The sequence below is a fragment of the [Pseudomonas] carboxydohydrogena genome (assembly GCF_029030725.1).
In the GTDB taxonomy this organism is placed as follows: domain Bacteria; phylum Pseudomonadota; class Alphaproteobacteria; order Rhizobiales; family Xanthobacteraceae; genus Afipia; species Afipia carboxydohydrogena.
In genome coordinates, this window is sequence record NZ_CP113162.1 from 3,088,344 (window position 1) to 3,100,583 (window position 12,240).

Here is a 12,240-nt window from a genome sequence, read left to right on the forward strand (position 1 = left end):
CTCACCTCACCACGAATTCGATGCGGCGGTTCTGCGCCTTGCCTTCTTCCGTGTCGTTGCTCGCCACCGGCCGCTCGCTGCCGAAACCGACCGCGGTGATGCGCTCTTTCGGGATTCCGGCCTTGGTGAAATAGTCGGCGACCGCCTGGGCACGGCGCATCGACAGAGCAAGGTTGGCTTCCTTCTCGCCATTGCTGTCGGTATGGCCCTCGACCTCGATCTGCGATGCCGGACAGCGCAGCACCGCCTCGATCAGACGGTCGAGAAGCCCCGCCGAATCCGGATCGATCACGGCTTTGCCGGTCTCGAACTGGATGGTGCCTTTCGCGAGCAATCCCGTCAGCAGTTGCTGGCAGATCGTGGCATTGACCGGCGTCGCCACCGGCTTCACCGTCAACTCCGCCTTCTGCTTCCAGCCCTGCGGCAGTTTTGCGGCCAGTTCCTCGCCGATCCGCGCGTTCGCGCCCGGATAAAGAGCGTCGCCGGACAGCGTGACGCTGCGGTCCTGGATCGTCAGCGTGCCGGTGGACAGCCGCGACAGCGCGCTCAGCGCAGTCGTCGTTGCAGCGAGAAAGCCCTGCGGCGCACCGGCGCTCGCCTTGAGCTTGTCCTCGATCTTCACACCGACGAATTTGCGTTCGATCGCGCTGACGATGGCGGCGTGCGCATTGTTGTCCGGGACATAACCGCTCAGCGCCAATGTCGTGGCCACCGGATCCTTGTTGACCTGAAACAGATAGGGTGGCGCGTAGAGAGCGTTCTTTTCCACCGTGTAGCCCTCGGGCAGGTTCTTCAGCGCCGCCGCGATCGCCTCGCGCCCGCCAAGCTCGCGCGCCGAACCTTCCAGCGTCACCTTGGTGTTCGCCAGCGAGATCTTGCCCTCTTTCAGCTTCGAGATCTGGTCGATCAGCAACAGTGCCGCCGCGTCGAACCGCACCGGCGCGCCCCGCGCCAGCGCCATCTGGTCGACGACCTCGGCACCGTTCGCGGCATTGCGCGCCGCGTCGAGCAGCCGCGCCTTGATCGCGGGCAGCGGCGCGTTTCCGCGCAACGTCACATGGACGACGTCACGTTCGACCGACCAGACGAAGGGCGTCACTTCCGCGATCAGCTGGGTCTGGTCGGTGACGAGCCGCACGCCCGGCACGCTCGCGACCTGATCGACGGCGGTCCGGCGGCCCTGTTCGGAGAACGCATCGGCCGAAAGCCAGACGTCGCGCCCCGAGACCTCGATCTGGGTCTTGTCCAGCACCGATTCTTTCAGCGCGGCCGCGGCCTGGGCGGTCAGGTGCTGCTCGATCGGCACGGTTCCGGTCCAGATCGCCGCCACCCACAGCGCAACCAGCGGGATCAGCCCGGGCCACCATTTCCGTACCCAGTTGGAAAACTCGCTCATTCCCATCCTTCGCGTGAGATATGAGAAAAATCAAACCCTTGCGGCAGTGTCAATTTGGAAGATGCCGTCTGGTGCGCATTGCGCGGATGGGCCTCTGGATAACCTATTCTTCAACCGATTCTGCCACAAAATCCGCTCTCAACCCCGGGTTTGGACGGATGCATGAAAAAGCTGCGCGGCACGGTGATCCGGCTTGGTCTGGAAACGATGGCGGCGACCGGTGCATACCGGCTGCTGCAACCGCTGACCGGCGGGGCCGGTTTCATCCTGATGCTGCACCATGTCCGGCCGGCCTCGCTCGCGGCTTTCCAGCCGAACCGGCATCTCGAAGTCACGCCGGATTTTCTTGAAGCCACGCTCAAGGCCCTTCGCGCCCGCGACATCGACATCGTCAGCCTCGACGAGGCGCGCCGGCGCCTCATCGCCCGGCAATTCGAGCGCCGCTTCGCGGTCTTCACCTTCGACGACGGCTATCGTGACAACCGCGATTACGCGCTGCCGGTCATGCGGCGGTTCGATGCGCCGATGACGGTCTATGTGGCGAGCGACTTCGCCGCGGGCACGGGGCGGCTATGGTGGGTGGCGCTGGAGCGCATCGTGGCCCAAAGCGAGGCGATCACCCTTCCCCTCGACGGCGTCGAGGTGCGAATCGAAGCCGCGACGGCCGCGCAGAAACAGGACGCCTTCGCCCGCCTTCACGATCACTTCCGCCGCCTGCCGACGGACCATGACATCAACGATGCCGTCGCCCTGCTGGCGCGGCGTTGTGGCATCGACGACGCGGCGATCAGCCGCGAGCTGTGCATGTCGTGGGATGAATTGAAAGCCTTCGCCGCCGACCCGCTGGTGACGATCGGCGCGCATACCGTCAGCCATTGCAATCTCGCGCACGAGGCCGCCGGTCAGGCGCGTCACGAAATCGCCGCCAGCCGCGAACGCATCGCCGCCGTGCTGGAGCGTCCGGTGAAGCACTTCGCCTATCCCTATGGCGACAAGGCCGCCGCCGGGCGGCGCGAATTCGACGCCACCATCGCACTCGGCTTTGACACCGCGGTGACGACGCGGCCCGGCATGCTGTTTCCCGCTCATGCCGATCATTTGACCGCGCTGCCGCGATTGTCGCTCAACGGTAATTTCCAGAACGGACGCGCGTTATCGGTCCTCACATCAGGCGCCGCGACGGCATTATGGAACGGCTTCCGCCGCGTTGATGTCCGATAAAGCAAATACCTATTTCTTTTCAGCACCATTGAAAAATGTAATGTAGCCAAATCGTTGAACGGCCTCTTCGCCGTGCTATATCCCGATACAAATTCAGTAGGTATCGCAGATATGGATGGTATCAGCGCAATCGATCTCGCACGCGCGCAATTCGCTTTCACGATGTCGTTTCACATCGTGTTTCCGGCATTCTCCATCGGCCTCGCCAGCTATCTCGCCGTGCTCGAGGCGCTCTGGTTGTGGACCGGCCGCGATGTCTTCATCAACCTGTTCAATTACTGGCTGAAGATCTTCGCGGTCACTTTCGGCATGGGCGTCGTGTCCGGAATCGTGATGTCGTACCAGTTCGGCACCAACTGGGCGGCGTTCTCCGACAAGACCGGCCCCGTGATCGGGCCGCTGATGGCCTACGAGGTGCTCACCGCCTTCTTCCTCGAAGCGGGCTTCCTCGGCGTGATGCTGTTCGGATTGAAGCGTGTCGGACACAAACTGCATTTCTTCGCGACACTGATGGTCGCGATCGGCACGCTGGTGTCGGCCTTCTGGATTCTGTCGGCCAATTCCTGGATGCAGACGCCGGCCGGCTACGCCGTCAATGCCGCCGGCCAGTTCGTTCCGGCCGACTGGTGGGCCGTGATCTTCAATCCATCTTTCCCCTACCGGCTGGTGCACATGGTGCTCGCCGCCTATCTCACCACCGCTTTCGTGGTCGGCGGCGTCGGCGCATGGCATCTCTTGCGCGACTCCTCGCGCGAGGGACCGCGCATGATGTTCTCGATGGCGATGTGGATGGCGGCGCTGGTCGCGCCGATCCAGATTCTCGCGGGCGATGCGCACGGCCTCAACACGCTTGAACATCAGCCCGCCAAGGTGATGGCGATGGAAGGCCACTTCCAGAGCCATCCCGACGGCGCGCCGCTGATCCTGTTCGGCTGGCCCGACCAGAAGGATGCCCGCGTCAAGTACAGCATCGAGGTGCCGAAGGCTTCCTCGCTCATCCTCAAGCACTCGCTCGATGCGCCGCTCAAGGGCCTCGAAACCGTGCCGCGCGCGGATTGGCCGAACGTCCCGCTGATCTTCTGGTCGTTCCGTACCATGGTCGGCATCGGATTCCTGATGCTAGGGCTCGGCCTGTTCAGCCTGTGGACGCGCTGGCGCGGCACCCTGTACGGCGCGAAATGGCTGCACCGCTACGCGCTGGCGATGGGACCCGCCGGATTCATCGCGGTGCTGGCGGGCTGGATCACCACCGAGGCCGGACGGCAGCCCTATCTCGTCTGGGGATTGCTGCGCACCGCCGACAGCGCCTCGCCGCTCGATGCGCCCGCCGTCGCCTTGTCCCTGATCGCCTTTATCATCGTCTACTTCACCGTGTTCACCGTCGGCATCTTCTACATTCTTCGGCTGATGGCCGAGCCGCCGCATCAGGACGAGGAAGGGCCGGGCCGGAACACGCCCGTCCGCGCCGCAGGCATCACGCCCGCTTTATCGGTCGCGCAGGAGCGTCATTCATGAGTGCGATGATCGATATTCCGATGATCTGGGCGTTCATCATCGCCTTCGCGGTGTTCGCCTATGTGGTCATGGACGGCTTCGACCTCGGGCTCGGCATGCTGTTCCCGCTGTTTCCCGCGAAGGAGGATCGCGACGTCATCATGAATTCGGTGGCGCCGGTATGGGACGGCAACGAGACCTGGCTGGTGCTGGGCGGCGGCGGGCTGATGGCCGCGTTTCCGCTGGCCTATGCCGTGCTGATGCCGGCCCTCTACACACCGATGATCGCGATGCTGATCGGCCTGATCTTTCGCGGCGTCGCCTTTGAATTCCGCTGGCGCACGCAGCAGAGCGAGCGCAACCGCTGGGACACGGCTTTCGCCGGCGGCTCGCTGCTCGCGGCACTGGCGCAAGGCATCGCGCTCGGCGCGATCCTGCAAGGCGTGCCCGTGGCGGGCCGACATTACGGCGGCGGCTGGTGGGACTGGCTGACACCATTCAGCATCCTCACCGGACTGTCCGTCGTCGCGGGCTACAGCCTGCTCGGCGCGACCTGGCTCGTGATGAAAACGGAAGGCGATCTGCGCGAGCGCGCCTATCACTTAAGCTGGCGGCTGTTGTTCGCGACGCTTGCTGCGATCGGCGTCGTCAGCCTCGCCACGCCGTTCCTGCAAAACGGATATGCCGAGCGCTGGTTCACCTGGCCGAACATCGTCCTGACCGCGCCGGTGCCGCTCGCCGTCGCGATCGTCTCCGCGCTGTTGATGATAAATCTGAAGAAACGGCACGACTACCGGCCGTTCTTCCTCACGCTTCTGTTGTTCGGGCTGTCCTTTGCCGGACTCGGCATCAGCATGTGGCCTTACGTCGTGCCCAACAGCATCACGATCTGGCAGGCAGCCGCGCCGGAGAAGAGCCTGACCTTCATGCTGGTCGGCGTCGCCGTGCTGGTCCCGCTGATTCTGGTTTACACGTCATGGGCCTATTGGGTCTTCCGCGGCAAGGTCCAGGCCGGAAGCGGCTACCATTGACCAGGCCCGAACAGACGCCTCGCCCCCTGATGACGCGGCTGATCTGGTTTGTGACGCTGTGGGCCGGCGGCGTCGGCACTGTCGTGCTGATCTCGTATATCCTGAGGCTCTGGATCGCCCCGCACCGGTAAGTGACTGCTGCCGCGATAGTGTCGTGCGACCTGTAAAATTTGAACGAACGAAATCTCTGTCCGCCGGATGACTTGCCAGCGCGGCAGCGGTCGGATTTGATAGCAGCCATCATGCGGAGCTTCAGATGATCGCATCCCGGCTGTTCCCCCTGCTCTCCTGTCTCGCGGCGTTCGCCGCCATGGCAATTCCCGCCGCCGCCGCGCAAGGCCGCTATCCGGCGCAATATGTCGATGGCGACCAGCCCGGCTACGTGCCGAGCGAGGCGGAAGAAGAACTGCCGCCGGAATTCAAGCGCACCACGGTGTTCTATCGCACCACCGAGGCGCCGGGCACCATCATCGTCTCGACATCCGAGCGATTTCTCTACGTCGTGCAGGGCAACGGCCGCGCATTGCGCTACGGCATCGGCGTCGGGCGCGAGGGCTTCCAGTGGCAGGGCCTGCTGAAGATCACCCGCAAGCAGGAATGGCCGGACTGGACGCCGCCGCCGGAGATGATTCAGCGCCAGCCTTACCTGCCGCGCTTCATGGCGGGCGGACCGGGCAATCCGATGGGCGCGCGCGCGCTCTATCTCGGCACCACTGTGTATCGCATCCACGGCACCAACCAGCCGCAGACCATCGGCACCGCCGTCTCGTCCGGCTGCTTCCGGCTGGTCAATGCCGACATCATGGATCTTTACGACCGGATTCCGGTCGGCACCAAGGTCGTCGTCCGGCAGAAGCCGCAGATCTGATTCCGCTACAGTCCTGAACGATCGGGGAAACGGGGCATCGACATGGCAATCTTTTCACGCACCTTCCGCTCAGGGCTCCTGCTCGGGCTCCTCGCCGCGCTGATCGTCGCGGCTGCCGCATTCATCGGTCTCGACCGCTACGACACCCAGACGCTGAAACGTACGGTGAAACGCGGCGCCGTGAATTGCGGCGTCAACGCCGGACTGCCCGGCTTCGCCAACAAGGATGCCAACGGCAACTGGTCCGGCTTCGATGTCGATATCTGCCGGGCGGTCGCGGCCGCCGTGTTCGACGATCCAGCCAAGGTCAATTTCATTCCGCTCGACGCCAACCAGCGGTTCAAGGAATTGCAGAATCGCACGGTCGATATCCTGTCCCGCAACTCGACATGGAGCATGTCGCGCGAGGTCGATTACGATCTGACCTTCGCGGCGGTCTCCTATTACGACGGCGAAGGCTTCATGCTGCGGCGCTCGCGCAATGTGGATTCCGCGCTGGAGCTTGGCGGCACCCGCGTCTGCGTGCAGTCCGACACCACGACGCAACTCAACCTCGCGGATTATTTCAAGGTCAACAACATCACCTATGACGAGATGAAATTCGGAAATGTCGGCGACATGATGAAGGCTTATGAAGCCGGAAAATGCGACGTGCTGACCACCGATACCTCGCAGCTTTATGCCCTTCGGCAGAATCTCGCCAAGCCGGACGATCACGTCATCCTCGCCGACATCATCTCCAAGGAGCCGCTCGCCCCGGTGGTGCGCCAGCGCGACGACCAGTGGATGCTGATCGTGAAATGGGCGGTCTACGCGATGCTCAACGCCGAGGAGCTTGGTGTCACCTCGAAGAACATCGACGAGGCGTTGAAGTCGAAGAAGCCGGACGTGATGCGGCTCGTCGGCACCGATGGCAATTACGGCGAGCGGCTCGGCCTCACCAACGACTGGGCGGCGCGCATCATCCGCCATGTCGGCAATTACGGCGAGATGTACGAACGCAATGTCGGCCTCGGCTCCAAACTCGGCATTCCGCGCGGCCTCAACCAGCTCTGGAACGCGGGCGGTATCCAGTACGCGCCGCCGATCCGCTGAGGACAGCGCATGGCGAATCCGACGCCGATTGCGGCAGGCACGCGCATCGGCCACGTTCATCTCAAAGTCGCCGATCTTGAGCGCGCGCTCGGTTTCTATTGCGGCGTGCTCGGCTTCGAACTGATGCAAACCTATGGCGATCAGGCCGCCTTCATCTCGGCGGGCGGCTATCATCACCACATCGGCCTCAACACCTGGGAGAGCAAGGGCGGCTCGCCGCCCGCGCCGGGCACCACCGGCCTGTTTCACACCGCGATCCTCTATCCGACCCGTGCCGCGCTGGCCGATGCGCTGCACCGGCTGATCGAAGCACGCATTCCACTCGACGGCGCCAGCGATCACGGCGTCAGCGAAGCACTGTACCTGCGCGATCCGGACCAGAACGGCGTCGAGCTTTATCGCGACCGTCCGCCGGAGGAGTGGCCGCGTAACGCCGACGGCTCGCTCGCGATGTTCACGCGCAGGCTCGATCTTGATGATTTGCTCGCCGCGCGAGAAATTGATTCTTGATAAGACGCGTTTTCTTCACGCGAACCGGTACCCACTTCACTCGAAAACGCTTTAACCCCACCCCAGCGCCACGGCGATGTGGAAGGTGATGAAGGCCGCAAGATAGGCCAGCGCCAGCATGTAGAAGAAGGTGATGAACATCCATCGCCAGCCGCCGGTCTCGCGGCGGATCACGGCGAGCGTCGAGGCGCATTGCGGGGCGAAGATGAACCAGGCAAGGAACGCGAGCGCGGTGGCGAGGCTCCAGTTGCTCGCGAGCGCCTGACCGATCTGCGCCGTCGCCTCGTCGCCGCCGCCGATGGCGTAGATGGTGCCCAATGATGCGACCGAGACCTCGCGCGCGGCCATGCCGGGAATGAGCGCGACGCTGATTTGCCAGTTGAACCCGACCGGCGCCAGCGCCGGCTCGATCCAGCGCCCGAGGATGGAAGCGAGGCTGTAGTCGATGGCCGGCCCGGTCGCACCCGCAGGCGGACGCGGGAACGACGCCAGGAACCAGATCACCACCATCATCGAGAAGATCGTGGTGCCCGCGCGCTTGAGGAACATCATCACGCGGGTGTAAAGCGCCATCGCCACGCTGCGCAGTTGAGGCAGCTTGTAGTCGGGCAATTCGAGCATGAAGGGCGGCGTCGCACTCTCGCGCCAGAAGAAATGATTGGCGACGAAGGACACCGCGAGCGCGCTGAAAATGCCGATGGTATAGAGGCCGAACATCACGAGGCCCTGTAGCCCGACCACGCCCCACACCGTGCGATCCGGCACGAATGCACCGATGATGAGCGTGTAGACCGGGATGCGCGCCGAGCATGTCATCAGCGGCGCGACCATGATCGTGGTGAGACGGTCGCGCCGGTTGTCGATCACCCGCGTCGCCATGATGCCTGGAATGGCGCAGGCAAAACTCGACAGCAGCGGGATGAACGCACGCCCATGCAGACCCGCGCCGCCCATGATGCGATCCATCAGGAAGGCCGCGCGCGCCATGTAGCCGAGGTCTTCCAGCAGCAGAATGAACAGGAACAGGATCATGATCTGCGGCAGGAACACGATGACGCTGCCGACACCCGCGATCACGCCTTTCTGGATGAAGCTCTGCAACAGCCCGTCCGGCAACAGATCATGGACGACCGTGCCGAGCGCGTCGAACCCGCTGGAGATCAGATCCATGACCGGCTGCGCCCAGGCGAACACGCCCTGGAACATCACGAACAGCACGGCCAACAGAATGATGAGTCCCGCAACCGGATGCAGCAGCACCGCGTCGATACGGCCGGTCAGCGTGTCAGGCCGCGCCGGTTCGCTGACGGCGGCCTTGATGACGCGATCGGCTTCACGCTGCGCCGCGCGCAAATCGGCGGCGGTCGGCGCGCTCCATTGGTTTTCGCCGGCCTCGCCCGCGCCGTTGGCCGCGAGTTCATCGAGACGCCGCAACAATTCCTCGGTGCCGCCGCGCCGCACGGCGGTCGATGTCACCACCGGGATGCCGAGTTCAGCGGATAAACGCGCGAGATCGATCTCGATGCCGCGGCGGCGGGCGATGTCGATCATGTTGAGGACCAGCAGCATCGGCCGCCCGGCACGCTTGAGTTCGGTGACGAGACGCAGCGCCACGCGCAGGTTGGTGGCGTCCGCCACGCACAACAACAGATCGGGTTGCGCTTCGCTATTGATGCGGCCGAGCACCATGTCGCGCGTCACTTCCTCGTCCGGACTGCGGCCGCGCAACGAATAAGTGCCGGGCAGATCGACCAGATCGATCCGGTGGCCCGACAGCGTCTGAAAGGTGCCGGTTTTCCGCTCCACCGTGACGCCGGGATAGTTGGCGACCTTCTGGCGGCTGCCGGTCAGCGCGTTGAACAACGCGGTCTTGCCGCTGTTGGGAGTGCCGACCAGCGCGAAGCGCCACGCGTGGGTCTCGGTGATGCTGGTCATTGCCGGTCAAGCCACGAAAATCGACATCGCTTCGCGGCGGCGCAAGGCAACGGTGTTGTTGTCGATACGCACGGCGATCGGATCGCCCGCGATCGGTCCTTCATGAAGCACCTCAACCCGCGCCCCTTCGACGAAGCCAAGCTCAAGCAGCCGGCGCTCGATCTCCGCCGCCGGCACGCCGTTATGATCGCCGGCCACGGTGATCGTTTCGATCAGGCCGCGGAAGCCGCGCGGGGTCTTCCCGAGGCAGATCGGGGCGTTGCCGTTCGATTTGTGATCGTCATTCATATCCGCTGTCCCTGGGACATCAACTGGCCCAAGGATCGGTCGCGATCAAGTCAATGGAGGTTGATCGGGCACAAGATTAGAACGGTTTTAAATTGCTGGGGCGATATTGCGCTCCTGATTGCGTTCCTGGCCACTATCGGCGCGGCGTTATGACGCCAGCGCCTTCATTTCTTTATAGAGGCTGGACTTGCCCTCGAAGCCGATGCCCGGCAGGTCCGGCATGATGATATGGCCGTTCTCGACCCGCACGCCGTCCGGAAAGCCGCCATAGGGCTGGAACAGATCGGGATAGCTCTCATTGCCGCCGAGACCGAGACCGGCCGCGATGTTCAGCGACATCTGGTGGCCGCCATGCGGAATGCAGCGCGATGGCGACCAGCCATGGGTACGCAGCACATCGAGCGTACGCAGATATTCGACAAGGCCGTAGGACAACGCGCAGTCGAACTGGAGATAATCGCGATCCGGCCGCATGCCGCCGTAGCGGATCAGGTTGCGCGCATCCTGATGACTGAACAGGTTCTCGCCGGTCGCCATCGGCCCCGGATAGAATTCGGCCAGCGCCGCCTGCAACTGGAAATCGAGCGGATCGCCGGCCTCCTCGTACCAGAACAGCGGATAGTCGCGCAGCATCCTGGCGTAGGCGATCCCGGTCTCCAGATCGAAACGGCCGTTGGCATCGACGGCGAGCTGCGCCTGCGAGCCGATCTCCTTCAGCACCGCCTCGATGCGCTGGCGATCTTCGTCGAGCGGCGCGCCGCCGATCTTCATCTTCACGACATTGTAGCCGCGATCGAGGTAGCCGCGCATTTCCGCGCGCAGCGCCGAATTGTCCTTGCCGGGATAGTAGTAACCGCCCGCTGCATAGACGAACACGCGCGGATCGGCCTCGCGCTGATGCCGCTCGGCGAGCAGGCGAAACAGCGGCTTGCCCGCGATCTTCGCCACCGCATCCCACACCGCCATATCGATGGTGCCGACCGCGACCGAGCGCTCGCCATGGCCGCCGGGCTTCTCGTTGGTCATCAGCGCCGCCCACACTTTATGCGGATCGAGATTGTCGCCGCTTTCGTCGAGCAATGTTTTGGGATCGGCCTCCAGCACGCGCTGCGCGAACCGCTCGCGGATCAGCCCGCCCTGCCCATAACGGCCATTGGAATTGAAGCCGTAGCCCACCACCGTCCTGCCATCGCGCACCACATTGGTAACGACCGCGACGAGGCTCGACGTCATTTTCGAGAAATCGATATAGGCGTTGCGGATCGGCGATGCGATCGGCTTGGTGACTTCGCGGATATCGACGATACGAACGGTCATGGGCCAATCCAGTTGGAGGACGCGGACTAGCCCGCCAATCTAGCGATGGATGCCTTGCATGCAATGCCGTAAAATACAGAGAGCGACCGGGCATTCCGCTGGCCGCGACACGATACCCGATGGAGTCCGCATGTCCGTAGCCCACCGCATTGCTGCGGACCTCCGGCTTTTCGAGCTCATCACCGGCAGCTTCCGCCGCCTGACGGGCCGCGAACTCGCCGATCCGTCGGCCGGAGCGGAATGGCTTTATCATAAGGCGCCGTTCGTCGTGCTGGCCCATGACGGCGGCAACGATCCGCGTTTTATCTATGCCAACGAGACCGCGCAGACCTGCTTCGAATATTCGGCCAACGAACTGATCGGCCTGCCTTCGCGGCTATCCGCCGAGGCGCCGGAGCGCGCCGAACGGCAGAGGCTGCTCGATCGCGTCAGCCGTGACGGCTTCATCCCGGACTATTCCGGCATCCGCATCGCGAAATCCGGCCGGCGCTTCCGGATCGAGAACGCCATCGTCTGGCAACTGATCGATGCGGATGGGAGAGGTCACGGCCAGGCCGCGACGTTCTCGGAATGGCACAACCTTCCGGTGTGAGCGCGCGCTTCAGAAGATCGACCAGCCGTGACTGCCCGCGACCGCGCCGAACACCGTGATCCATGCCAGCCCAACCAGCGCCCAATGCACGCGCTGCACCCAAAGGAAGGTGAGATCGGGATTGACATGCACCCAGCGATGGAAGCGCGGCTTGAGAATGAACGGCTCACCGATGAACAGTACGAAGGCGAACAGCGCCCACACGCACACCATCGCATGCATCCACCAGAACGACGCGGAATGGAAGCGATCCCACAGATCGAACTTCCACAGCATGTAGAACCCGCTGAGGCCGACCACGAGCACCGTGGTCCGCGCCTGCCAGATGAAGCGATGCTCGACCGCCTCGAATGTCGCGAGCATGTCCTTGCCGAACACACCGCGCCGCAACGCCGGCAGGAACACCGTCGTCGCCATCGAGGCGCCGCCGATCCAGATCACGACAGCGAGGACATGCAGGGCACGGGCGAGAGCAAGGTCATCCATGACAGGC

General features: G+C 63.7%; 13 protein-coding genes. 8 read left to right on the forward strand and 5 right to left on the reverse strand.

What is annotated here, in order from left to right; all coding sequences use genetic code 11:
• Nucleotide 1: 1 nt before the first annotated feature.
• The gene (locus tag AFIC_RS14970) at nt 2–1,396 is read right to left on the reverse strand and encodes an OmpA family protein (protein WP_275247008.1); all 1,395 of its coding nucleotides are present in this window, start codon (nt 1,394–1,396) and stop codon (nt 2–4) included.
• A 162-nt stretch (nt 1,397–1,558) separates the two neighbouring features.
• Here AFIC_RS14970 and AFIC_RS14975 point away from each other — a divergent pair, with 162 nt between their 5' ends.
• From AFIC_RS14975 to AFIC_RS15005, 7 genes are all read left to right on the forward strand, one after another.
• Entirely contained in the window at nt 1,559–2,617 is a 1,059-nt protein-coding gene (locus AFIC_RS14975; protein WP_275247009.1) for a polysaccharide deacetylase family protein, read from the forward strand.
• A gap of 111 nt (nt 2,618–2,728) precedes the next feature.
• Nucleotides 2,729–4,132: a cytochrome ubiquinol oxidase subunit I gene (locus tag AFIC_RS14980; RefSeq protein WP_275247010.1), complete on the forward strand. Its 1,404-nt coding sequence runs from the start codon at nt 2,729–2,731 to the stop codon at nt 4,130–4,132.
• Entirely contained in the window at nt 4,129–5,142 is a 1,014-nt protein-coding gene (cydB, locus tag AFIC_RS14985; protein WP_275247011.1) for a cytochrome d ubiquinol oxidase subunit II, read from the forward strand. The genes AFIC_RS14980 and cydB overlap by 4 nt, the downstream gene beginning before the upstream one ends.
• Nucleotides 5,139–5,273: a DUF2474 domain-containing protein gene (locus AFIC_RS14990; protein ID WP_275248773.1), complete on the forward strand. Its 135-nt coding sequence runs from the start codon at nt 5,139–5,141 to the stop codon at nt 5,271–5,273. The genes cydB and AFIC_RS14990 overlap by 4 nt, the downstream gene beginning before the upstream one ends.
• Before the next feature lie 125 nt (nt 5,274–5,398).
• Nucleotides 5,399–6,010 (forward strand): L,D-transpeptidase, encoded by a 612-nt coding sequence (locus AFIC_RS14995; RefSeq protein ID WP_275247012.1) that lies wholly within the window; start codon nt 5,399–5,401, stop codon nt 6,008–6,010.
• Between the two features lie 42 nt (nt 6,011–6,052).
• Entirely contained in the window at nt 6,053–7,105 is a 1,053-nt protein-coding gene (locus AFIC_RS15000) for an amino acid ABC transporter substrate-binding protein (protein ID WP_275247013.1), read from the forward strand.
• Nucleotides 7,106–7,114: 9 nt separating this feature from the next.
• Nucleotides 7,115–7,615, forward strand: a complete 501-nt coding sequence (locus AFIC_RS15005) for a VOC family protein (protein WP_275247014.1) — start codon at nt 7,115–7,117, stop codon at nt 7,613–7,615.
• A gap of 51 nt (nt 7,616–7,666) precedes the next feature.
• On the opposite strand, the gene feoB is transcribed toward AFIC_RS15005, so the two are convergent.
• From feoB to AFIC_RS15020, 3 genes are all read right to left on the reverse strand, one after another.
• The gene (feoB, locus tag AFIC_RS15010) at nt 7,667–9,550 is read right to left on the reverse strand and encodes a ferrous iron transporter B (protein ID WP_275247015.1); all 1,884 of its coding nucleotides are present in this window, start codon (nt 9,548–9,550) and stop codon (nt 7,667–7,669) included.
• Between the two features lie 6 nt (nt 9,551–9,556).
• Nucleotides 9,557–9,838 (reverse strand): FeoA family protein, encoded by a 282-nt coding sequence (locus AFIC_RS15015; RefSeq protein ID WP_275247016.1) that lies wholly within the window; start codon nt 9,836–9,838, stop codon nt 9,557–9,559.
• 147 nt (nt 9,839–9,985) lie between these two features.
• Nucleotides 9,986–11,155 carry a mandelate racemase/muconate lactonizing enzyme family protein gene (locus AFIC_RS15020; RefSeq protein WP_275247017.1) on the reverse strand — a complete coding sequence of 390 codons (1,170 nt, stop codon included), beginning with the start codon at nt 11,153–11,155 and terminating at the stop codon, nt 9,986–9,988.
• 130 nt (nt 11,156–11,285) lie between these two features.
• On the opposite strand from AFIC_RS15020, the gene AFIC_RS15025 reads away from it, so the two are divergent.
• A complete protein-coding gene (locus tag AFIC_RS15025) occupies nt 11,286–11,747 on the forward strand; it encodes an MEKHLA domain-containing protein (RefSeq protein ID WP_275247018.1) in 462 nt (153 codons plus the stop codon).
• A gap of 9 nt (nt 11,748–11,756) precedes the next feature.
• Here AFIC_RS15025 and AFIC_RS15030 read toward each other — a convergent pair whose 3' ends face one another.
• Nucleotides 11,757–12,233: a hypothetical protein gene (locus AFIC_RS15030; RefSeq protein ID WP_275247019.1), complete on the reverse strand. Its 477-nt coding sequence runs from the start codon at nt 12,231–12,233 to the stop codon at nt 11,757–11,759.
• Between the last annotated feature and the right edge of the window lie 7 nt (nt 12,234–12,240).